The sequence below is a fragment of the Oricola sp. genome (genome assembly GCF_022763245.1).
Lineage (GTDB): Bacteria > Pseudomonadota > Alphaproteobacteria > Rhizobiales > Rhizobiaceae > Oricola.
The window spans coordinates 305,310-328,799 of sequence record NZ_JALEGV010000043.1 but is presented as its reverse complement, the minus strand read 5'-3'; the positions used below and the strand labels follow the sequence as shown (position 1 = coordinate 328,799).

Annotated in this window: 18 protein-coding genes; 5 read left to right on the top strand and 13 right to left on the bottom strand. The window is 64.0% G+C overall.

Annotation, left to right across the window (positions count from 1 at the left end):
- Positions 1–166: 166 nt before the first annotated feature.
- The 10 genes from MRY80_RS26840 to MRY80_RS26795 form a co-directional block, all read right to left on the bottom strand.
- Positions 167–1,384 carry a CmpA/NrtA family ABC transporter substrate-binding protein gene (locus MRY80_RS26840; RefSeq protein ID WP_293294892.1) on the bottom strand — a complete coding sequence of 406 codons (1,218 nt, stop codon included), beginning with the start codon at positions 1,382–1,384 and terminating at the stop codon, positions 167–169.
- Positions 1,377–1,982 carry an ANTAR domain-containing response regulator gene (locus MRY80_RS26835; protein WP_293294891.1) on the bottom strand — a complete coding sequence of 202 codons (606 nt, stop codon included), beginning with the start codon at positions 1,980–1,982 and terminating at the stop codon, positions 1,377–1,379. Before MRY80_RS26835 ends, MRY80_RS26840 begins: the two co-directional genes overlap by 8 nt.
- Before the next feature lie 82 nt (positions 1,983–2,064).
- Positions 2,065–3,666 carry a caspase family protein gene (locus MRY80_RS26830; RefSeq protein ID WP_293294889.1) on the bottom strand — a complete coding sequence of 534 codons (1,602 nt, stop codon included), beginning with the start codon at positions 3,664–3,666 and terminating at the stop codon, positions 2,065–2,067.
- Entirely contained in the window at positions 3,654–4,649 is a 996-nt protein-coding gene (locus MRY80_RS26825) for an OmpA family protein (protein ID WP_293294887.1), read from the bottom strand. Before MRY80_RS26825 ends, MRY80_RS26830 begins: the two co-directional genes overlap by 13 nt.
- A 32-nt stretch (positions 4,650–4,681) precedes the next feature.
- Positions 4,682–6,229: a caspase family protein gene (locus MRY80_RS26820; RefSeq protein WP_293294885.1), complete on the bottom strand. Its 1,548-nt coding sequence runs from the start codon at positions 6,227–6,229 to the stop codon at positions 4,682–4,684.
- 30 nt (positions 6,230–6,259) lie between these two features.
- Positions 6,260–9,778 carry a caspase family protein gene (locus MRY80_RS26815; RefSeq protein ID WP_293294883.1) on the bottom strand — a complete coding sequence of 1,173 codons (3,519 nt, stop codon included), beginning with the start codon at positions 9,776–9,778 and terminating at the stop codon, positions 6,260–6,262.
- A gap of 80 nt (positions 9,779–9,858) precedes the next feature.
- Complete coding sequence (locus MRY80_RS26810) at positions 9,859–10,284, bottom strand: hypothetical protein (protein WP_293294882.1); 426 nt, start codon at positions 10,282–10,284, stop codon at positions 9,859–9,861.
- 95 nt (positions 10,285–10,379) lie between these two features.
- Positions 10,380–11,285 carry a DUF4384 domain-containing protein gene (locus MRY80_RS26805; RefSeq protein WP_293294881.1) on the bottom strand — a complete coding sequence of 302 codons (906 nt, stop codon included), beginning with the start codon at positions 11,283–11,285 and terminating at the stop codon, positions 10,380–10,382.
- A gap of 98 nt (positions 11,286–11,383) precedes the next feature.
- Positions 11,384–12,775 (bottom strand): caspase family protein, encoded by a 1,392-nt coding sequence (locus MRY80_RS26800; protein ID WP_293294879.1) that lies wholly within the window; start codon positions 12,773–12,775, stop codon positions 11,384–11,386.
- 67 nt (positions 12,776–12,842) lie between these two features.
- A complete protein-coding gene (locus tag MRY80_RS26795; protein ID WP_293294877.1) occupies positions 12,843–13,997 on the bottom strand; it encodes a DUF4384 domain-containing protein in 1,155 nt (384 codons plus the stop codon).
- 341 nt (positions 13,998–14,338) lie between these two features.
- Here MRY80_RS26795 and MRY80_RS26790 point away from each other — a divergent pair, with 341 nt between their 5' ends.
- The 5 genes from MRY80_RS26790 to MRY80_RS26770 all read left to right on the top strand — a co-directional run bounded on the left by MRY80_RS26790 (position 14,339) and on the right by MRY80_RS26770 (position 17,605).
- Positions 14,339–14,920 carry a hypothetical protein gene (locus tag MRY80_RS26790; RefSeq protein WP_293294875.1) on the top strand — a complete coding sequence of 194 codons (582 nt, stop codon included), beginning with the start codon at positions 14,339–14,341 and terminating at the stop codon, positions 14,918–14,920.
- Positions 14,921–14,973: 53 nt separating this feature from the next.
- A complete protein-coding gene (locus tag MRY80_RS26785; RefSeq protein ID WP_293294873.1) occupies positions 14,974–15,396 on the top strand; it encodes a hypothetical protein in 423 nt (140 codons plus the stop codon).
- Between the two features lie 124 nt (positions 15,397–15,520).
- Entirely contained in the window at positions 15,521–16,012 is a 492-nt protein-coding gene (locus MRY80_RS26780; protein WP_293294871.1) for a hypothetical protein, read from the top strand.
- Positions 16,013–16,079: 67 nt separating this feature from the next.
- On the top strand, positions 16,080–16,748 hold the full coding sequence (locus tag MRY80_RS26775; protein WP_293294869.1) for a hypothetical protein: 669 nt from the start codon (positions 16,080–16,082) through the stop codon (positions 16,746–16,748).
- Positions 16,749–16,780: 32 nt separating this feature from the next.
- Entirely contained in the window at positions 16,781–17,605 is an 825-nt protein-coding gene (locus MRY80_RS26770) for a serine protease (protein ID WP_293294867.1), read from the top strand.
- Between the two features lie 40 nt (positions 17,606–17,645).
- Here MRY80_RS26770 and MRY80_RS26765 read toward each other — a convergent pair whose 3' ends face one another.
- The 3 genes from MRY80_RS26765 to MRY80_RS26750 are packed head-to-tail and all read right to left on the bottom strand — an operon-like array spanning position 17,646 to position 23,488.
- Positions 17,646–19,466 carry a caspase family protein gene (locus tag MRY80_RS26765; protein WP_293294866.1) on the bottom strand — a complete coding sequence of 607 codons (1,821 nt, stop codon included), beginning with the start codon at positions 19,464–19,466 and terminating at the stop codon, positions 17,646–17,648.
- Positions 19,467–19,513: 47 nt separating this feature from the next.
- Positions 19,514–21,802 carry an endolytic transglycosylase MltG gene (mltG, locus tag MRY80_RS27300; protein ID WP_346433424.1) on the bottom strand — a complete coding sequence of 763 codons (2,289 nt, stop codon included), beginning with the start codon at positions 21,800–21,802 and terminating at the stop codon, positions 19,514–19,516.
- Between the two features lie 3 nt (positions 21,803–21,805).
- The gene (locus MRY80_RS26750; protein ID WP_293294865.1) at positions 21,806–23,488 is read right to left on the bottom strand and encodes a caspase family protein; all 1,683 of its coding nucleotides are present in this window, start codon (positions 23,486–23,488) and stop codon (positions 21,806–21,808) included.
- Positions 23,489–23,490: the final 2 nt, after the last annotated feature.

Here is a 23,490-nt window from a genome sequence, read left to right as displayed (position 1 = left end):
ATCATCCTTTTCTTTGAAATTCAACTACTTAGAAAAAGACGTCTCCTTCAACGCGCGGAGGCGCGTGTTTGCTTGTTGTGCAAATGAGCAGATGGCGTGTCGAAAATTTCAGCAACTCGGCAATACGCTCACCGAGTAGGCAGAGCGAAAATGCCGGATCCACGCGTCAATCCGCGTCTTCGGACAGATAGGCGTCGAGCCTGTCCGGATCGAAGATTCGCCCGTCGAAGAAGCCGTCCGGGCCGAGCCGCAACGCGCCGGCTGTCGCGCCCACCGGTTCGTTGTCCGTGAGCGCGCCTTCGACCTTCGCATTGGCCGCGGGGATGGGGACGCTGAGCGAGCGCAACGCGGCGCGGTAGAGATCCGGGCGGTAGCAACGGCGCGCCTTGTCGGCGTTGGCGGGCGTGTGTTCGATCTGCCCCCAGCGCACCATCTGGCTGTAGAACCAGAGCGCGTGACTTTGCCACGGAAAGGTCGCAGCACGGGCGAAAGGCTCGAAGAACCACGCCTTGTCGGCGACCGAAAGCCCCTCCACGACCTGGCCATCCAGGCCGCGGGCGATGAGCGATGCGGGCTGCCCGACATATTCCGGGCGCGCCAGAATATGGGCGAGAGCGGCGTGATTGGCCGGATCGCCGCACCATTGCGCCGAGCGATAAAGGGCGCGCAGCAGTTTCGACAGACCGTGCGGATTGTTGCGCACCCAGTCGGCGCGCACGCCCAGCACCTTCTCCGGGCTTGATTTCCAGATCGCGGATTTCACGGTGGCGATCCGGCCGGCTCCCTGCGAAACGGCGACCGAGTTCCAGGGTTCGCCGACACAGAAGCCGTCGATCTGGCCGGAGGCGAGCGCATCCGGCATGAAGGGCGGCGGGACGATGACGATGTCGACATCCGTTTCCGGATCGATGCCCGACGCCGCCAACCAGTAGCGCAGTTCGAAATTGTGCCCCGAATGCGGATGGACGACGCCGAATTGCAGCGGCGGGGCTCCCTCGGCCTTCCGGGCGGCGATGACGGCTCTCAGCGCGAGGCCGGAGCCCTGCGGATCCGGGGACACGAAGGGCGCCAGCTCCTTCATCTGCTCGAAGAGGCCCGTGCCGACCGTCACAGCGTTGCCGCCAAGCCCCATGGCCATCGGAGCGACGACCTCCAGCGACAGCGGGGTCAGCCCCAGTTCGAAGGCGATCGGCATCGGCGCGAGCATGTGTGCGGCCTCGAACTGGCCAATCGCCATGCGGTCTCGGATGTTCGCCCAGGACGTCTCGCGCAGAAGCGTCAGCGCGATGCCCTCGTCCTCGGCGAAGCCGCATTCGCGCGCGGCGACGAGGATGGCGCTGTCGGTGAGAGGAATGAAACCCGCTGCGATCTCGATCTCAGCCATCGGAGCCACCCTTTCCCAGCATGTCGGCCGCAAGGACGAGGCCTTGCGCGACCTCACTGATCTTCCGGTTCTGGTTCATCGCCGTCTTGCGCAGGAGCGCATAGGCGTCTTCCTCGCTCATGCCGCGCGACCGCATCAGAAGGCCCTTGGCCTGATCGATCACCTTGCGCGACTGCAGCGCGCTGCGTGCATCCTCCAATTCGCGCTCGAGCCGCGAATAGGCGTTGAAGCGGCTGATCGCCATGTCCAGGATGGGCTTCACCCGCTCGCGGCGCAGGCCGTCGACGACATAGGCCGAGACGCCGGCCTCGATCGCCTGTTCGATGGAATCCCTGTCGGAACGGTCGACGAACATGGCGATCGGCCGCTTCACCGCGCGCGACAGCTGGAACATGTTTTCCAGCATGTCGCGGTTCGGGTTTTCCAGATCGATGACGATGACGTCGGGTTCGAGCGCGGCGATCTTTCCGGCAATGCCGGCGATCTCCGTGATCACCGTGACCCGGTCATGACCCGCCTCTCGCAACCCCGCCTCGATGATGGCGGCGCGAACGGAATTGTCGTCAATGACGAGAACGGAAGGCAGGCGGCCGGACATGCCTCCATTTTGCGCATGCGAAGAAATTGTGCAATGCAAAATCGCTGCAACGCAGACCCGCGCCTGCCGGGACCCGGGACGCTCACCGCTGGCTGGTGACGACGGTGAACACGGCGACCTGAAGGGCGTCAACCTGCGAAATGACATCGGCGATGTCCTCGACGGTCGCGGCCTTGAGCGGTCGCTTGTGGTTGTCGGCCAACAGCGTTTCCAGACGCGGCATGGGGCGGTCGCTCGCCACCGCGACCAGTTTCGACACCCCGAACGGAGCGACGACTTCAACATCGCCGTTCGTCATGAATGACGGAAGACGGTCGAGGGGCAGGAATTCAGAGTCGTCCCCGAAGGTCGCCATGGGGAACATGTGCTCGATCGTTCCGAGGCTCGATATTCCGAAGAGGAACAGGTGCGGATAGTGACGGTTCTCCAGCCTGAAGCGGACCCGAAGGCCATCCGTCCAGCGCTCGGAGGTGTTGAGGGCGTCATCGGCGAGCAGCGTCATGTTGCTCGATGCCGCGACCTCCGTCAGGAAATTCGACAGGCGGATGCCCTGCACCACTTCGGAAAGCTCTGAAGGCTGGCGGAATTCGCGCTTGGAGCGCGGATCGACATAGAGCGCGTCTCCAAGGCCGGAACACAGCGTTCCGGTGGGGCGATGCCAGATGAGATCCGCCGGGACGGAGCGATCGAGACTGAACTCCGCCCAGCGCCCGAGGTCTCCCATCTTGGCTGCCTCGCCCTCCTCGGCGGATGCCAGGAACACGCGGGCCTTGTGCAGCGTCGGGCGGCTTGAAAGGGCTGTGCCGATGATCGGCAGGCGAAACGAGCTGTCGGCGCCGACGGACCGGACGGGGAACTGGCGGCGATGGGTGGTGGCGATGATGTTCGGCGCCAGATAGTCCCAGAGCTCCTGACCGGATACAAAGCCGTCCTCGTCGATGTCCGCCGCGCCTTCCAGCGCCCGGGCGAAATAGAAGGACAGGGCACCGCGATCGCGCCCGCCGATCGCGACCTCGGGCACGCGCTTGTCGGCAGCGACCCCGGCGAACAGCGACACGCGGGCAGCGACGCTCTGTTGCACTTCCTTTTTCTTGGGAAGTTCGACGACGACATCCGCCGGCGGCGTGAAACTGCGCACCTGACCGGTCGCGCCGCAGATCTTGCTGATGGAGCGGGAGAGGCCGCCGGCGTGGCAGTTGTCGGCGATGAAGACGAACTCGACGCCGGCCGCGGACGCGCGGTCCTGGATTTCCCGGAGCCGCGTGTCGGAAATGAGCTCGGTCGGCTCGCGCGGCGGCGCCAAGTTCGACAGGTGGAGAAACTCGTAGTCGACGAACTCGCCGTCGCGGCGCACATGTTTGCGGCTGCCGTGACCGGAATAGGTGAACAGGACGACGTCGCCTTCGCGGGATTCGTCGACATACCGGTCAAGCGTTTCGAGAATGTGCGCCCTGGAGGCCTCTTCGTTCAACAGCATCGACAGTTCGGTGAGCGGCAGTTGCGACAGGACGCCGTGGACGTCATGGGCGTCCTCGACCGCGCCGTAGAGCCTCGGCGCGCCCTCATATACGTCGATGCCAACGACAAGGGCGCGGATGTCGGCGGCCGACGCGGCGCCGATCGCGGCCACGAAACCGGTCAGCGCGATCAGGCAGGCGGCGGCCTTGCGGGCTATTCCACGCATTCTTCCGAATCCCCGTAAAGGTCGAGCACGACGCGCCGGCTCAACTGATGGATCTCGTCTTCCGAAAAGGCGTCGTAATAATCCGGATTGTCCTTGTTGATCGGCGCGATCTCGCCCGCCGACCTCGCCGAAATCGTGCCGCTGAAGCCCTTCTCGTCCCGCAGGATCTGCGCGACTTTCCTGGCCCGTTTCAGCCCGAGCGCACAGTTGTAGCCGTCGCTTCCGATCGGATCCGTGTGACCGACAATGGTAATCTCGGTCAGCCCGGTGGATTTCAGGAAGGCGCCGAGATCCTCGACATATTTGTCGCCGTCGTCGGTCAGGACGTCACTGTCATATTCGAAGGTGATCGGCAGCGGCATCTGCACGGCGGAAGCGTTGCGCGACGCGCCGACATTGAACAGGCCGCCGAACCCGTCGCTTCGCGTGCGCTGAGGCTGGACGTGCTTGCCGGCCAGCGCGGTGTAGGCATAGGAAATAGCCATCACCTGCTCGACATAGCCCTTCTCGGTCTCGCCGAGGTCGTCGAGTGTCTTCTCCCCGTCCAGCCCGTATACCTCCGAGATGTCGTTGACGGCCTTCTGCGCCAGGATCGCGGCCTCTTCCAGCTTGCCGTCCTCGCGCATTTCCTGCGCGAGCGTGATCAGCAACTGCCAGGGCGACGCCCCCAGTTCGTTGGCCTGGTTGAGAAGCCGGCGATACTCGCTCTTGTCCAGACCGGCCTGCTGCTGGGCGACGGCATATTTGTAGTAGACGAGCGCCAGGCTGCGGAACGCCGCGTAGAAGTCGATCGTCGTGCACCGCTCCTTCGTCGCACCGCGCACCAGCATCTGGCGCAGGGCAGGCACCTTGTCTGGAGAGAAATCCTCAAGTGCCGCGAGATAGGTGCGCTCGAGCGCGTCGCATTCGGAGGACGCATAGGCCGCCGAGGCGGGAAGGACGGCCAGAGCCAGTCCGAGAATGCTCTTCGAAACCCAATGCATTGCGCGACTCCGTCTCATTGTTTCCATCATGATCAGTCGATGACCCGGTATTCGAGCGAGGCGATCGACCACTCCGGGTTGCGATGCCTGCCGTCGCCGGTCTCGTCGAGCTGCGTGGTCGTCAACTGGTCGATCAGGAACGCCGTGTAGTCCTTCGGGTTTTCCACGACGACGATGTCTCGACTGTCACCGGACAGCATGTCGCCGAAGTCCTTGAGCGGCTGGTCCGTGACCAGGGCATAGAGCCTCGCCGTCCCCAGCGTATCGGCACGAAAGCCGCAGCCCCAGGCGAGATCCGGCATGGCGACCTTCTGGCCGGCCTGGATCTCCCCGTCGGCATTGCCGCAGGGAAAGAGCCGGGCGAGACTGCCGTCCGGGCGGCTTGTCAGCACGGTCAGGAAGCCCGATTTCTTCGCACTGACATAGATGCGGAAGAAGCCGGCATTGGCCGAGCGGGATATCTCCGTCGTCTTCAGTTCGATGGCGACTTCATGGGCGTTTGGACCGGACAGGATGGTCTCGACCGACGATGGCTCCGGCTCCTCCGCCTGATCCGCCGCCGGCGTCGCCAGCAGGTCGCGAGACGTCTTGTAGAGTTCCGGCGCCTCCAGCGACGGGGCGAGCGACTCGCAGTCGGCCAGCGAGTCGCAGGTCTCCTTGGACACCTGGTCGATATAGGAAATCAGCTCGGCCGGGGTGATCTTTCCGTCGGCGTTGAAATCGGCGAGCCTGTCTTCCAGCCCCTTCTGCAAGGCGTAGGTGAAGACGCCACGCGGTTTCGACTTGTCCTCGCCGAAGGTTGTTTCCCATGCGAGCTGAAAGGGTGCGGCGGCAGTCCACACGGCGACGTTCTCGCCGCCTTTGGCAAGAACGGCGTCGAGCGACATGGAACGCCGGGCGCCTCTCGAGCGCGTCGGCGGCGTCTGGTCCAGAAGGCCGACAGTCCTCGACTGGGCGTAGAGATCGCTTCGCGCACCGTGCCGCTCACCCCCTCGGGTGATCGTCTCGGAATGGCAGGCATCCACCCAGAACGTCACGTCGCGTCCGGCCAGACCTTCCAGCCAGCCATTAATCTGGTCGTCCAGAATGATGCCGGTGAACTCGTAGCGCCCGCCGGTCGGCACAGGCCGTGTCTCATAGGTGGCGATCGCCTCGTCGAGCCCGTCATTATAGGCGTCGTTTGCTTCGTCGCCGTCGATGTCCCTCGTCTGCAGACCGTGGCCCGAGAAATAGACGAAGACGCGATCGCCCGGTTCGGTCCCGGCGATGAGCCAGTCCTCGAAACCTTCCCTGATCGCCTCGGGCGTCGCCTGGCTGTCCTTCAGCACCCGGATCTGGCTCTCCGGAAGATGAAAGACGCTCTGGAGCAGCGTGGTCACGGCGTCGGAATCGAATTCAGGGCCGCGCAGATTCGAGATCTTCTGGGGCTCGAGAAACCGGTCGTCGGTCCCGAACGCGTATTTCGAGACGCCTATGACGAGAGCGCGGTCTTCGGCAGAGGCCTCGTGCGCGCCCATCGCGACGATCGAAGTCGCGATAACCAGCGGCAGGGCGCGCATGTGGCTTGTAATGCGTCTCATTTTCCTCTCTCCCGACGAACCCGCCGCAAACTACTGGATCCTCGCGAGAACCGCGTCATGCACATATCCGATTTCCTTCCCGTCGCGGGCAATGAGGCTCCAGCCGTTTTCAGAACGCAGCAACCGCACGGCGCTGCCGGGCGCAAGCGCGACCACCCTGGCACCCCCCTCCTTCGCCTCGGCGAGAACGTCGGCGGGCTGGATGATGACATGGGTCGGCTCACTGGCGATGACGGGCGCGGCGGCCGCCTCGTCGAGCACCGCGGTGGCCCTGGCCAACGGGAAGGAGTTGCCGACCAGCTTCATCTGCGGGACCTGCGTGAAGCCGAAGGCCGCCTGGCTCAATTCCGGCAGGCGCCGGTCCAGATAGCCGGCCAGTTCGGTGACATCGACGGCGCTGTCGGCGTTGCCGTCGGCATGCGCAATGGCGTCGAGCAGCGTGTAGGTGAAGATGCCGTGGCCGCGAAAGCCCTCCAGCGCCGGCGTCGTGGCGGTCGATGCGGTCAGCGTCGTGCGCCCGACCGCCCGGTTCAGGCGGCCGATGGCGGCAAGCTGCTCCGTACCGCGCGCGGCAAGGGCCCCGTCCCCGGTCAGCGACCCGCTTTCGCAGGTGTCAAACAGCAGAACCGACTTCTGCGCCCGGATGCGCGACAGCCAGTCCTGCAGGGTCGCCTGCCCGATGCCGGCGGTCTCGAAGGAGGTCTCGTCGCGGTACCGGAAATCATGCGGGATGAAGTAGTAGCGCCCGTCTTCGGTCTTGCCGTGTCCGGCGAGGAACAGGACGAAGACGTCCCCCGGACGCACCTTGTCCGACAGGTCCTCGAAAGCAGCCTCCAGCCCGTCGCGGGTGACCTGGCCGTCCAGAAGCGTTTCCACGACGATGTCGGCATAGATGTCGCGGCCGGCCAGTTCGAACGCCGCGCCGATGGCGCGGGCGTCGGACGCGGCATAGGCCAGGTCCAGCCGGCTGTCGAAGTAGTCGTTCACGCCGACGGCCAGCACGAAGAGCTTCGGATCGGAAATCTCCTGCGCGTCATAGGTGACGGTGAAGGTCAGCGGCTCCGACGCGATCAGCCCGGCCGCGTTGTAGGCGATCACCTGGATCGTGTTTTCGCCCGGCGCCAGCGGCAGGCTGGCGGACAGTTTCTCGCTCTCGCCGCTCCCCTTGGCAGGCGCTGCGGCGACCTCCGCGGCGGTGTCGGTGCGGCCGAAACCGCGGCTGTCGAGATCCTGGAGGACGCCGTTCACGAACCATTCGACCTTGCCGACGCCGCCGGAGCCCGCTTCGGCCCCAACCTCGACATCGAGCATGCCGGCCCCCGCCGCATCGCCCTTCAGCGAGGCGCCATCGGACGGCGAGATCAATCTGAGGCGAGGCGGAAAGCCGCTCTCGACGACCTTGTCGAGATCGAGTTCGGCCGCGGCGGCCGCGACCTTGCCGTCGGGATCGCCGGCCAGCGCCTCGCGCACAAGATCGGGCCTGAACAGCGCGTCATAGACCTGGTCGACGGAAATCGCCTCCAGCCCGCGCACGACATTAATGTGCCTGGCGCCATCTTCGGAGGCGTTGAAGAACCCTTCCGGCGTCATGACCACCCAGGAGCCGTCGGAAAACGACACGAACTGCGCCCGCTCGCGGCCCGTCGCGACGTCCCACAGGCGGGTGGTGCCGTCGGTTGACGTGCTCGCGAACACCGCGCCGTCGGGGCGATAATCCAGCGACGTGACGATCCCGCCATGGCCGGCAAAGGTCTTTACTCGCCGATTGTCGGCCCAGTCCCACAAGGATATCGAGTGATCGTCCGCGCCGATCAGCAGATCCGCACTGTCGGGACTGAAACTAACCGCGCGATGCCACCAGCGGGTGTCGCTCGCAAAAAGAGGATCGTTCTTTCCCAGGTTTCCTTCGGTGCTCCAGACATGCGTGCCGTTGTCGCCATGCACGGCGACGTGGGCGCCATCCGGGCTGAATGCCAGATGATACGCCGTATATTCCTTGTCGAAGATGCCGATCGTCCGCGTTCCCACCGGATCCCGGATCGCCTTCGCGAGATCGGTCGTGTCGTGGAGCCAAACGGTGGTGCTCTCGCGGCCAAAAGGCCCCGACCTTTCATACGTCGCGAAGCCACCGGTCTTCGTATCGTAGGTGGGGCCCAGACCCGGCTCGCCCGCCGACTGGGCGAGTTTCTGGCCCGTTGCGGCATCCCACAAAATGATGCCGTTGGCAGCAGATTGGAATGTGACAACCCTGCTGTCGTTCTTGGCGAACACAGCGTTGGTCATCCATTCGTCGGCGATGCCTTCGAAACGGCGGATCGATGTTTGCGCGTCCACGTCCCACAGCATCGCGACACCGCTCCAGGACGCGGTCAGCAGCTTGCTGCCGTCCGAGTTGAAGGCGACGCTGTCAACGAGGTTCCTGTGACCGCTCAGCGGCGGCAGGCGCTCGCCGGTCTGCAGGGTCCAGACATAGGCGTTGCCGTCATCGGCGGCGACCGCCAGCCGCGCGCCATCGGGCGCAAACGACACGTCGCCGTTGCGGATGATGCCCGAGGGGAACGGATTGGGCTCGTCACCATAGATCGTGACGTCCTGCGAACCGGCAGCGAGATCGACCATGAAGTCGTCTCCATAGAAATCCGCGCCGAGCAACAGGTCGCCAGAAGGCGACACGGCAAGCGCCGTGGGCATCTCACCGCCCCTGACGACGGTGCGGATCCTGCGCCCGCTCTCGACCTCGAAGGCCGTCACCGACAGCGAGAAGCTGTCATCGACAAGGAAGACGGCGTCACCGCCGAAGAAGGCCGAATTGCCGTCGAACGGCATGCCGATCTGCTCGCTCCAGAGGAGCTTGCCGTCCCGTACGCGCCACATCTTCGTCACGTTCGAAGACCGGGTGACGACATGCTCGCCGTCGGCGCTCACCGCGATGTCGGCGATGGTTTCCCCATGATCGCCGATCACACGCGTACCGGTTCCGCCCGACGCCGACCAGGCGACGACCCGGCTGTCCTGCGCACCGACGACAACCGCCGCGCCCGCGGAACCGGTGGAGAAGCCTGCTGGAAGCAGGTTTTCGATCGTTCCGACAATGCGTTCCAGGTCGGACGTCCACACGCGGGTCGATCCGCCCTCGAGATGGACGGCGAGCAGCGTTCCGTCTTTCGACGCGAAAACGCGCTGCGGCTGTTCGGCGGACTTCGCGCTGGCGAGTTGCCTGCCCGTCTCCCCTTCCCAGATGCGGATCGTCGAATCCCAGGAGATCGTCGCGACGTTGCTCGACCCCGGCATGAACACGGCGTCGCGCAGCGCGTCGTCATGGCCGGCCAGCGTCCTGATTTCGCGCCCCGCCCGCGCGTTCCAGATCCTGGCCGTGCCGTCCTTCGAGGCGGTGACGACGAGCCGACCGCTGTCGTCGAAGGCGATCGTCGCGATCGTGTCGGTGTGGCCGAACGGTGCGGAGACGGTGATGTCCTGTGCGAAGGACGCGGCGAGTGACGCGATGGAAAAGAGGAACAGGGCTGTGAGCCTGGCGACGTTCTTTCTCATGAAATCACTTCCTTCCCATCTGATGACGCCGTGGCGAGACGGCTTGCGTCTCGAAGACACGGACCCGGCCTGCTGCGGACCTATTTCACCGGTTCCGGCTTCAACGGAGCCGGCTTGGATTGCTGCGCCTGGGTCTGGCGCAGCAGCGCCAGGATATCCAGGATCGCCTCCGACTTGCCCTTGCGCATCGGAACGCGGTCGAGAACGGACCAGAGAGACTGTTCGCCCAGCGTGTCGGCGAGGGTCTTGTTCGACGGCCGTCCGGCGGCGGCCTTGCAGGCCAGAGCATGATAGAAGCGCTCGTTCAGGAAAGACGCGATCTCGACCGACAGGCCGCTTTCGGCCAGGCTGTCCTTGAAGGCTGTCTCGACGAGTTCGATTTCCTGCGGCGTCACGGCGCCGGGTGTGTCGAAGGCCCCGCACGAGATCGCCAGTCCCGCCTGCGCGGGCGGCTGAACGAAGAAAAACGCGACGATGGCCGCGCCGGCCACTCCGAAATTTCGCATCCGACAGAACATGTCCCCTCCCCCACAGCGTTCCTGGCAGCGTCACTTGAACCGTTGCCGGCCCTCGCATGGGAAGGCCGGCATGAATGTCATCGTCAGACGACCTCGCTCAGAAGGCCGAGCGTATAATAGGTCAGATATCCGGTCTGCGGGAGATTGTAGGCTGCCTGGAACGCCCGGATCGCGGCGCGGGTCCGAGACCCGAAGATGCCGTCGGCGACGCCGGGGTTGAAGTTCAGCTTCTGCAGCGCGACCTGCACGCGCCGGCGATCCTCGCGGGTCAGGCCGAGGGCGGCCTCGATGCCTGCGTCGTTGTACCAGACCTGCGGCGGGGTGGTGTCGATCCACAGCACCTTGTTGTAGACGGCCCACTCGCTCTGGCTCGGCACCTGGCCGATCACCGCGGTGGACGGGATCGGCGCCGTCGCCACGACAATGTCCTTGGCGAAGGAACCGGCATTGTCGGACAGAAGGCGGTAGGGCTCGTTGCCGGCGCCGCCGGCCGACCGGTATGGCGGGGTGGCGGCCGTGGAGGCGAAGACCTTGACGAGTTCGACGCCGGCCGGGCCGCTTGCCTCGAAGCGGAAATCCGCATTCGGCGCCGGAATGGCGACGACCTGGCCCGCGCGGACGAAATTGCCGCCGGAATAGGCGTTCGGGTAGATTTCGCTGACACGGCCCGAGGTGCCGACATTGACCATCCAGACATAGGCGTCCTTGGAGGTCTGGACGTAGATCTGGATCGGCTCGCCGGGACGGTAGGTCAGATCCTTCTGGTCGACCCAGGCGGTGACCCGAAGGCCGTTGCGGGCCGGCGTGGAGACGTAGATCCCGCCCTTTTCCTGCAGGGCTCCGGCTTCCGCGACCGCGGCCTGCGCCGGGGTCAGCACGTTTCTGAGGTTGAGATCCTGGGCCTGGGCCGACGGCGCGAGAATTCCGATTGTTGCGCCAACGGTGATTGCCAGTGCGGCGATCGCCCGATTGAGGTGTTTGAGAAACATCGTGATATCCTCACGGTTACGGGTTTGTCGGAGACAAACGTCCTGATTGAGGGTGGCGACGGCGCCCTCTTTGCGGGGCGCCGTCGCGGCATATCGGCTTAGCGATGCAGGATCTGCACGGCGGAGAGCATCTCCGACGGGCCGACAAGGGCCGGATCCATCTGACCCTTGGTGACTTCGCGAACGCGGCGGTCGGTCATGTCGAACACGTCCATCAGGCTGTTGACCTGGCGGTCGGCGAGCGCTTCGACCAGCTGCAGCGTGAAGATGCCGCCATCCTCGCCTTCCAGGGCGTACTGGTTCTCCTGCACGGCGGCGATGACGACGCCCTTCATGCCGTGCGCCCCGCCGCTGTCGAGGCCGCCGCCGATGTCGTTTTCCTGCACGAGGACGTCACGGCTGCCCGTGGACTTCCTTGCGCCCGACACCTTGACGTAGCCCAGCGACTTCGGCTTCGCGCTGAGGACGGTCTGGCCAACGGCCTTTCTCAGTCCGCCGGAGTGGCAAGCGTCGATGAAGCTCATCACATTGTCGGTCGGCAGGCTGTTGACCCATTCGGCGAACAGGTCGTCACGGATGATCGTCTCTTCCGTGATGCCGCCTGCCTCGATGTCCATCGGCACGAAGAACTCGTCGACGCCGTCCTTCTCGTCCCCGTCATCGTCATCCGTGTAGGCGCCATGCCCGGAATAGAAGAACAGAACCTTGTCCTGGCTGGTGACACGCTGGTTCAGCCAGACGAAGGCGTTTTCGAAGTCCTTCTTGTAGGCATCCTCGTCCAGAAGGATGTTGCTGCCCGGGACGTTGTAGAGCTGCTGCATGGTGCTGACGAAGCGCCGCGCGTCGTCGTCGGTCTTGGTCAGTCCGTCGGCATTGGCGGCCATCGCCACGATATAGACCTGACCGCTCGACTGAATGTAGTTGTTGATCGGCGGATAGGTCGTCGTCGCGGGCTGGTTGCTGTCGATGATCGTGTACTGCACGGCCGCGGTCTGCCAGGCATTGCCGCCCTGGTTGGTCTGGACGACCGAGATGTCCCGCGACAGGGCGAACGGATCGTCCGTGACCTTCGGATGCTGCTCCTGCGTGGCCGTCCACACCAGGGCCGAGGATTCGATGCCGGCCGGACCGCTGACGGTCAGGTTGAAGCCGTCATCCGGCCCCGGCACGCAATGCCGCGTGTTCGCCCGGACATATGCGGGGTTCGGCCCCTGGAAGGGATAGATGCGGGCGATGCGACCAGAGGTGCCGCGGTTGTAGAGCGAGACGAAGCCGTCCCGGTCCGAGGTAAAGCAGAAGGCTACGTTCTCGCCGATCCGCGGCGTCTGGTTGCTGATCGTCACATCGAGCTGGGCTGCTTGCGACGAGGTGCTGTGCGGCACGGTGACGACGACATCGCGGATGTCGGCGGCCTGGGCGCCGGCTGCGGAAAGGACCGTGATGGACGCGCTGCCGAGCAGTGCGAGGAGAGTGTTGTGGTGCTTGAACATGATCATTCCAATCGTGAATCTGAAGTCAGTTGGCTTGATTTCGATGGTGACGCCACCGGTCGGCCGATCAGCGGCTCCCCTGGACCTGGATGACGATGTGGGCCTCTTCCGCGTTGTTCTTCGGCGGCGCGAAGATCCGGCTCAGGTCGCCATTGGCGAACATCATCGGCTCGGTCGTCGGAATGATGCGGACCGGCTCCCCGCGGAACGAAAGTCCCGCCGCGATGGGCTCCGACACGTTGGACGGGATCGACGTGATGATCGCCCTCAGATCGACGCTCTCGGTTTCCTGCGAAAGCTCGAGGTAGCCGCTCGCCGGGAAGCGATAGATCTCGCCTTCCTGCACGAAATTGGCTTCCATGCCCTTGGTCGGGAACAGCCGGTCGATCGACCCGTCGGAATTGACGGAGAAGAGCGAGACATAGCCGGAGGCCGTCGCCTTGAAGTTGACCGCGAATTGCGAGCCGTTCGTGAGCGGGCCGCCGTCCTTGACGTCCAGCCACATCTTCAGGTTGAACGGACCGGCTTCGCCGTCCGGGATCGGCATATGGTCTTCCAGGAAGGCCAGAAGCGGAGCTTCCAGCGAGCCGATGTCGGCCGGATCGACGAGCAGCCTGGTCTCGGCGACCTTCTCGCCTTCCTCATCGTAATTGCCTTCGCTGACAAGGCCGAGAAGGGTCAGCTGAACCTCGATCCTGGGGTCGCCGACCAGAGGTACCGACCGCACGAATTCGGGCCCGATGAAGCTGACGAGCCTGTAGGCGGCGCGGACCTTGCTCGGGTCGGCGATGTTGCTGGCTTCGTGAGGCTGCTGTGCCTGGGCGAGCGGGCGGTCCCGGTCGACGAGCGCCAGTCCGTTCTCGGATCCGATGATCCGGGACATCGCGCTCAGCACTTCAAGCTTCATCTCTTCGGGCACGACACCTTCGGCAGCGGCAGCGGCACCGGCTGCGTCCTTGTCGCCGGTGTCTTCGGCACCGGCCGTCGTGTCCTGGGTGTCCGCGGCCGCCCCGTCGCCCTGCGCCGTGTCTTCGGCGGCTGGCGTCTCGGTATCGGGGACCACGATCAGCTTTTCCTTGTTGGCCACGATCTCCATCGGCAGCGCAGGACCGTTGCCCGGCACCTTTTCAGCAGCCGCATAAACGGGCAGCGCACTTGTCATGAGGATGGAACTGGCAAACAATGCGCCGACCAGTCTGTACCCTGTTCGCTTGGTATTCATTTCGTCCTCCACAATGGAACGGCTTGAGAAAAGCGGCCGAAAGATCGGCGATGCATCGGCAAGGTGTCAGAGCCTTGGGAAGTGAGCAAGTATTCCACGAACAGAGAGTGGGTGCTTAATCGTTGGACGCCTCCGCAAAATGAGGAAGCTCCCGCACAATTCGGAGACGGGTGGGCTTTTCTTGAAGCCCGAACTTGCATAGCCTTCGTTGCGGGACGAGGCCGGCGATGCCTGAATTCATGCAAACGCCCGTATTTCCCGGAATATGAGGATGACGTGTCGGTCGCCCACACGTCAAGCCGTCACCTTGCAACGCGACCTTCAAGAATTGCGGGACAGTAATGTCGAATCTGGATTTATCGACCCTGGAAATCATACGGAAGTCGCGCCTTGGCTTCTTCGACGACATATGCGCGGCCTCGTCATTTACCGATCGCGTCGATGTCGCCAAGCTGCGCTCGGATCCGGTTCTCTATGTCAGCGAATTTCTCTACATGATCTCGCAGTTCGACTTCTCGGATCGAGAGTTCTTCTCCCTCTTCGTCGAGAACCACAACGCGTATCTCGTCGACCTCGCGTCCGACGAAGAAAAGTACAAGTCACGGCTCGGGCTGACACGGGAGCGCATCGAGTTCGGCCGGTTCACGGAAGGCGCACTGCGCAAGAGCCTCGCGAACTTCAAACTGTCCGAAGGCGGGCTCGACCAGTCCGATCTGAGCCGCTTCATGACCACCGTTCTCGCGCCAGAGACGACACGGCGCACGGTCAAGACGCTGGAAGAGGCCCAACTCGTCGATCGCGTGAATTACGGTTTCGGCTCGATCGTCATTCGATCCAAGGGGATCCTGGAACAGGCCGTCGAAACATATCTCGTGAATGTCCGGCAGGGAATTCTGGGCCTGACCGAGAGCGCGGCCGCCTGAACCTGTCACCCACCCGTTTCTTATCGTGCAGCTTAAGCACTGACGAGGAAGACATGAAGATGAAGATGCGAATACAAACGCTCGCCGCGACGGCGTTTCTGGCCTGTCTGGCTCTCGGAGGGACGGCGCAGGCGGAGGTTGCCATGTCATGCGAAGCCTTCGACACGCCCGGCACGGTGACGATGCAGGACGTCGAACTCACGGAGATGGCCTTTCGGGACAGCCTTGCCGAGAACGGCTATTCGCCGGAGATCGCGTCGTTCCTCAATGACCGTTTCTATCGCGCATTGGCCTGCAAGGCGTCGTTCGCGCTGCCCGCCAACACCAGGCTGGCCGACGCTTTCGCTGAGCGGACCATCTGGGAACTCCTGGACGGCGTGCCGAAACGCAAGGGCAAGTCGGAGGCGATCCTCGACATCCTCACCTTGCTGCGGCAGACCCAGGCGCAGCAGGGCAAGCCCGCATTCGGGAAATAGGCCGCTTCGGCGCTCCTTCCCCAAGATGGGGAACCGCTCCCGTTGCCGGGATGGATTGAGCTTCTCGGGAAGCCCGGCTTTAATGGCGGAGAGATGCAATCGACCTCACAGGGAAGGCTGAACGATGGTTGCCAGATGGTCCTTCACCGCCGCACTGGGTGCGGCCTGTCTTCTCGCGGTCGCACTGGCGACCTCGCCTCAAGGTTTCGCGGCCGAGGACACGGACACTGCGGAAACACAATCTGCGGACGAGACGCCGCCGGCCCCAGCGGAAATAGCTGAGGAAGCGACCGAAAAAGCCGCCGAGGAGGCCTATGTCGTCAGCGACGTGCTGGTCAGCGTGCAGGCGCTCTCCAAGATCGCGGTTCCGGAAAACGCGGTCCTGGTGATCGAATTCCGCAGGCAGGACGGGCTGGCGGGGCGCCTGCCGGCGCGAACGGATTTCGAGATGGCCTATCGGCATGACGGCCAGTTCTCGCTCGTGGTCACGGTCGACCGGCAGGCAACCTACGACATCACGGCAACCGTGGCCCTGGACGGAAACACCTTCCTGTCCGGCCAGAGTGCGCTCACCGGCGACGAGATCACCAATGGATTTGAGCTAACCTTGCGCTGAACGGAACCGGCCGGTTCCACGGTCGAAGAGCAAGGCGGCATTCGAAGGACAATACGGAGGGGTTTCCATGTCTCTTGAAACGCGTTCCCTGTCGATCCTGAAATCGACCAGCCCATTCTGCCTCGCGGCATTCGTCGCTGTCGCGGCCCTTGGCCCGGCTCCCGCGGTCGCGGATCCGACGTTCAAGGGCTTCGTGGCAGGCGATCGCGACCAGCTGATCGCCTTCAGCGACCAGATCGGATTGGAGGACCGTTCAGGGCTCAGCCGCCGCAAGGCCGGGCCCTCCGGCCTCGTGCGCCGATCCGTGGGCAGCAGCGAACCCGCATGGTTCGAGGCCGGCGAGCGGATCGACGTGAAGAGCGGCGATTACCTCGTCTTGTGTTTTCAGCCGGACGAAGAGGCCGTCTTCCGCATCGACGTGACCGCCGTCAGCGGGGCATCCAAGACGATCTTCCCCACGGATGAGCACAAGGGCGATTCCGACGTCCTGATCGCCAAGGGCGGCTACGAGTACTGCATTGGCGACGCGCAATCGCCCGTCACGCTGAAGTTCCAGTCGAATGGCGAATTGGGCGAAGGCGTCGTCAGCATCACCGCCAACACCGACCTCGATGCGGGGCTTCCGGAACTGCAGCAGTCGCTGGAGGCGGCCAAGCACATCGTGCCGAAGGCCGGCGGTGTGGCGCGCAATGATTCCCTGATCTATTTTCGGATCAACTACAATTTGAGCGAGTGACTGCGTCAACGGGGCAATCGAGGAGAGGGCTGATGAGGTTTTGCAAGGGTTTGGCGTCTTTCGTTGTCGCTGGCGCGATGACTGCGCTTTGCACCGGCTGGGCGGGCGCCCAGGAGTTCACCTGCTACGACAACGCGGCCAAGAGCATGACGGCCAAGATCGTCGGCGGCACGCGTGTCCGTGGCGACAACTATCCGTGGATCGTCAATCTCGACATCGGCAATGACGGCTACAAGAATTGCGGCGGCACGCTTGTCGCCCCGGATCTGGTGGTGACCGCCGCCCACTGCGTGAACCGAGACCCGTCCGCGTCCAACTACACCGTGCGCCGCACGCAGGATGACGGCTTCTGGAAGGGCGAGACGAGTTCGGTGCGCGAGGTGGTGGTCCACCCCGACTATGACCCGGAGAGATCGACCAACGACATCGCCCTGTTGAAGCTCTCGACATCGATGTCCGTCGCGCCGGCGCGCCTGCCGCGCCTCCTGAGCGATGCCAACAAGGATTACTGGGCAAAGCCCGGGCACTGCGCCCAGGTGATCGGCTGGGGAACCACGTCCTCCGGCGGGAGCGCGACGGAATATCTCGAATCGGTCTATGTGCCGATCTGGAAGAACCTGGAGTGCAATGCCGCGATCGGCGACATCAATCGGGCGATGATGTGCGCCGGCTATGTCGGCGGAGGCTACGACTCCTGCCAGGGCGACAGCGGCGGCCCGCTGATCATTGAGGGCGGCGCCACGGGCACCATTCTCGCCGGCGTGGTCAGCTGGGGCTATGGCTGCGCGGAACCGAACCAGCCGGGCGTCTATGCGCGCGTGTCGGAGTTCGAGGCCTGGATCCGCGCCAACTACTGACGCGATCGAAGCCGGCCGAATGGCGCCGATGTCGTTGCCTTCACGAAGCCACGCGCGCGAACGACACGACGAAACGCAGGGATCCGTCGATGCGCGTTCCGTCGGTCTCGAAGCTCGTGCGGGGCAAGGCTATTCTCGGCAGCTGAAGTTTCGCGGACAGGCGCACCAGGTTCGCCGTCACGTGATTGGCGTCCGCGAAATGTGAGCTCACCCGCCCGGAGACTTGCAGGACCCCGTCATTGGTGATGCCGCCCGCAAAGTCCGAAAACGGGTCGTCCGGCACGATCGTGTAGTAGTGGTAGTCCTTCACATAGAACTGGCCGTTGCGGTGCTCAAGCAACACCGAAGCGATGAGATTGACGGTGCCGATCGTGTCGCTCGAGTGCGTGTCATTGACCAGCCATCGCCGCGATATGGTCATGCGCCATTCGCCGTCATAGGTCTTCGGCGCACTCTCCAGCACGCTGAGCAGCGCGTCGATGGTCTTTGCGTCGAGATAGCCCGACTGCGGAATGCGGTTGCGAAGCTGAAACAGTGCCAGCGCCTTGCGTGACTTGGGGCCGAACGCGCCGTCGGCGGTTCCGAGGCCGTAGCCCAGCGTGTTGAGCGCAGTCTGGATGCGGACGACTTCCTCTTTTTCCAGTCCGAGACCGGCTTCGACCTGCTCCGGCGTCGCCGCGGCCTGGACTTCGGCATTGGAAGACGCTGCGAGCGCCTGCTCCACATCGAGGGAACTGAGGAGTTCGCGATCGAAGGTCTCGACCGTGATATCCTCCTCTTCGACTGCGGCTTCCGGCATCGACGCGACCTTGTCCTGGCCGTCGGTGGCCGCCGTCTGCGGCGCGGGCTCATCGCCGGAGGGCTCTTTCGCCGCCTCCGCCGCGGCCAACGCCGCCCGCTCCGCGCCGATCAGGATAGCCGCCATCTCCGCGACGCCGGTGTCGGGGAAGCGTCCGCGCACGAGTTCGAGCGCGGCTATGCGCGCCTCGCCGGCAGGCATGGTGCGCGCAACCGCCATCAATTCGGCCGCGGCCGCCTCGTCGCTGCGCTCGGTGGTGACGTGGAGGTCGCCTTCGACATTGATCTCCTGTTTGACGAAATAGAACTCGCGCGTCATCGACGCCACGATCTCGGGCCGCTGCTTGCCGCCCGTCGCTCCCATCACATCGTTCGTCACCCGCTTGAGCATGACCGAGACTTCGAGCCCGGGCTCATCAAGATGCTCCAGCAGCGCCTGGGTGAACGGCGAGTTCGGCTCACTGCCGTCCAGCGCGATCTGGCCGGGCGCGGTCGCGAAGGCGACGAGGCTGTCGTTGCGTCCCGGGGTGACCCGCGCCAGCCCGCGAGCAAGGCCGAAGGAGCGGCCGGCATCGCGCGAGCCGTCCAGCAGGGCGTCCACAAGCGGATTGTCACGACAGGCGTCGATGATCGCGATCGACACGTCGGCCTTGCGCTCGATGATCCCCAGAATGCTGTTCAGCCGAATTCCGTCCTGATCGATCAGGTAGGGGTTGGACACCGTCGCATTGGCGGAGAGCAGGTAGTTCTGGTCCGCGATCTGCATGCCGTGGCCGGCAAAATAGAACAGGCCGACATCCGCCCCTTCCAGTTCACGTTCGAACTCCAGCAGAGCCTTGCCGAAGGAGGCCTGATCGACGTCGAGTTCCAGCAGGACCGTGAAACCGAGTTTCTCCAGCGCATCGGAGACGGCTTCAGCATCGTTCTTCGGGTTGGAGAGCGTGGTGGCGTGCTCATAGGAGCTCACCCCCACAACGAGCGCGACCCGCTTGTCTGTCGCCGCATATGCCGATGCGGCACTCGCCGTCATGAGGACGAACAACACAAGAATGGTCCGGAGCATCTCGATACACCTCCTTCTCTTGAACTTCGCGTGCGCCGGTCGCGGCGTCAGGACGCCTTCCACGCCGCCAGCACCTCATCAAAAACCCGCTGGCCCGTGTCGCCCTTCTCCAGCACGATCAGTGCGCGCCGGCCGCTGACATATTGCATCGGGATGTCGATCCACTGCCTGCCGCGCATCAGATCGAGATTGGCTGTGGTCGCTGCCGACGCACGGGTCAAAGCGATCAGGAAGACATTGGTGTCGATCGGCGCGGCAACACCGACCAGTGCATTTCCGGGTTCCTGCTCGGTCTCCTTGAAGGTGATCCGTTGAACGTCAGCGATTCCGAGGCCGTTGAACGTGTCCGGCACGCGAAAGAACAACTCGATCACATGGCTCGCAGGCAGGCTCTCATCGACATTGCGCCGGATGGTCATTTCCATCGTCAGGCCGTATTCGGGAATGGTCGTCTCGGCCCGGATCGCAGGCTCCGCAGGCGCGCTCCCACCGGGTGATTCCTGCACGATGCTCCAGACGGTCGCTCCGGCCACGGCCGTGCCGGCTTCGGAACCCGAACGCTCCTGATAGAATATTGCCTTCTGGCGCATGACCGGGATCGGCACTCCGGCGTCGGCGGCCGGGCTCTGAGCCGCACTATCCAGCATTGCCAGCCTGTCGCCGCCGCTTGAGGCTCCCGAGTTCCCCTTACCTTCAGCGCGATTCCTCTCGATCTCACGCCAGCGGCGCACATTCGTGTTGTGATCCGACAATGTCTTCGCAAAGACATGTCCACCGTCGCCGTCCGAGACGAAATACAACTCGTCATTCGCCGACGGATTGGCGACAGCCTCCAGCGAAGCGCGGCTCGGGATGGCGATCGGGCCGGGAGGCAGGCCCTGGACCTTGTAGGTGTTGTAGGGCGTGATCTTCTCGAGATCGGAGCGCTTGAGAACATAGTCCGCCGGCCTTCCCTCGCCACCGAACAGACCGTAAATGAGCGTCGAATCGGACTGCAGCTTCATGCCCTTGCGCAAGCGGTTGACGAAGACGCCTGCCACGCGCGGCCGTTCTCCCGCGATGGCCGTCTCCTTCTCCACGATGGAGGCGAGCGTCACGAATGCATTGATGTCCTTCAGCGGCAGGTCACCGCGCCGTTTGGCCCAGATCTCCTCGACCATCTCTCGCTGCTCGGCCTGCATGGCGGCGACCAGCGCTGATCGACTGGCGGCGCCCGGAAATTTCCGGGTGCCCGCTGCGAGCATGCCTTCCTTCGGCGTGTCTTCTGGCATCGCGCCTGTGAGGAACTCATTCTCCCTGATGCGCTTTAGCGCCTGTGCGACCGTCATCCCCGCATCCACGGTCACCGAATGAATGGCGACCGTGCCGCTCCCCTCTTTCCCCGCTCTGGACACCGCCTCGATCCGTCGCATGGCAAGGGTGTCGTAGTACGGATTGTCGGCGCCGTATTGCTGGCGAAACGCTTCGAGCAGCGGGATGTCGTCCGTCCCTTCCAACGTCGCCCAGACCGTTTCGACGGAATGCGGGGGTGGATTGCCACCGCCGGAGTCCGGCGGAATGAGATAGATCGCCCTGCCTGGCAGAGAGCCGTATTCCGCCGGCCTCTGGCGTTTCGCCTGCCGGCTCGTGCGTTCAAAGACGGTATCGCGCACCTTGCCGAAGAGCAGCCGGATTTCCAGCCCGGGCTCTTCGAGATGCTCGAGCAGGGCTTGCGTATAGGGGCTGTTGCGACCATTGCCGTCATCCGCCGTGGTACCGGCCGCCGCCGAATAGGCGATCAGCGTGCCGCCATCGTTCGGTTCGACACGCTTGAACCCCCGCCCGATCGACCGGCTCTGCCGTGTCAATTCCATCTGCACGGCAAACGGATTGTCCCGGCAGGCGTCCAGGATCACCAGCTTGAGCCCGTCGGCGCGGGACACGGCGTTGACCACCGTCTCGATCTCGAACGCCTCGTAGTCCAGATCCAGATCGGTGGCGAGTTCGGCATCGGTCGGGATCAGGTAGTTGCGCCCACCGACCTCCATGCCGTGACCGGCGAAGAACACGACGGCCATGTCGGCACCGGCCGCGTCGCGGGCGAACGAACGCAGCGCCCGGCGCATGCCGGCAAAGGTCAGGTCATGGTGTTTCTCGACCGCGAAGCCGAGCCTTTCGAAAGCAGCGGCGACATCGTCGGCATCGTTGCGCGGGTTCCGGAGCCGGGCTTCGCTGCGGTAGTCCGCATTGCCGATCACCAGCGCGACGCGACGATCCGCCTGGGCCGCTGCCAGGAACAGGCCAAGCAGGAGCGCAAGGCCAATGATCTGTTTCAAGAGGAACCCTGTAAAACTCATGGCTCAGGGTCTCCCAAGCCGTCTCAAGAGCATTTTCGCGGCAGCATCGCCTTGGGAAGCCGCTAGTCTGTAGAGCGCTTCCGCCTTGTCGATATCCTTCGGAACGCCAAAGCCTTGTTCGTACATGAGACCGAGACTGATCTGGCCGTCCTTGTCACCTTGTTCCGCCGCCTTTCGGTACCATTTCACTGCCTCCGCATGATCTTGCACCACACCACTACGGCCGTCCGAATAGAGGCTCCCCAGAACCACCTGACCATTCGAGTAACCCTGCACGGCAGCTCTGCGGATCCACTTCAACGCTTCAGCATCATTGTGCTCAACGCCCGCACCATTCGCATAGATGAGACCGAGTTTGAGCTGGCCGACCACATTGCCTTGCTCTGCGGCCTCTCGGTAGAGCTTCGCGGCCTCCGAGAGATCCCGACTGACGGCGAACCCCATTTCGAAATACTCACCGAGAACGACCTGTGCCGCAGCGTATCCACCGGCCGCGGCTATACGGAGTTCCTCCAGAGCTTCAGAGTCTTCGAAATTCACGCGATATGAAAGGCCAAGCTGATACCGGGTTGTCAGATCGTCGGGAAAGGCTTTCGACGCCAGACTGCAGGCCTCGATGGCCTCGCGTGCATGATCTCGCAGCTCATCGAAATCCTTGCCCGCACCTCTCGCTTTCCGGTCATGCTTGTCAGCTGCCAGACGATCACACGACGCCCTCTTGGCAATCGCCTCGATCCGCTGCATGGCCAAGGTGTCATAGAAGGGGTTCGCTTCTCCGAACTGACTGCGAAACGCCTCGAGCAATCCGACTTCGTCACTCTTCTCGACGATGTCCCAAGCCACGGCGACGGTCGCGGAAGAAGCATTTGGAGCCGAAGTGTCGGTCTCAGTTGAAGGCGCCGATACTCGGGGGGCGCTCAGAAAGATCGCGTTGCCCGGCAACGACCCATACTCGGCTGGCCGCTGCTGCCCTCCGGAGTGTTGCAGGATGCTGTCCCGAACCTTGCCGAACAGGATACGGATATCCACCCCTGGCTCCTCGATGTGTTCGAGCAGGGCTTGCGTATAGGGGCTGTTGCGACCATTGCCGTCATCCGCCGTGGTACCGGCCGCAGCGGAATAGGCGATGAGCATGCCCCCCGCAGCCGGCTCGACCCGCTTGAACCCTCGCCCGATCGCGCGGCTTGAGGAAGTAAGTTCCATGGACTGTGCGAATGGATTGTTGCGACACGCATCCAGGATCACGAGCTTCAACCCTTTCGCATCAGCGACCGCTTCCGTGACCTTCTCGATCTCGAACGCTTCATAGGAGAGGTCCCGATCCGTGGCGAGTTCGGCATCGGTCGGGATCAGGTAGTTACGTCCGCCGACCTCCATGCCATGACCGGCGAAGAACACGACGGCCATGTCGGCACCGGCCGAATCGCGGGCGAATGAACGCAGCGCCCGGCGCATGCCGGCAAAGGTCAGGTCGTGGTGTTTCTCGACCGCAAAGCCGAGCCTTTCGAAAGCGGCGGCGACGTCGTCGGCGTCGTTGCGCGGGTTGCGGAGCCGGGCTTCGCTGCGGTAGTCCGCATTGCCGATCACCAGCGCCACGCGACGGTCCGCCTGGGCCGCCGCCAGGAACAGGCCAAGCAGGAGCGCGAGGCTGGCCAGGATCGTCGACGGGAAGCGCGCGCCACTCATCG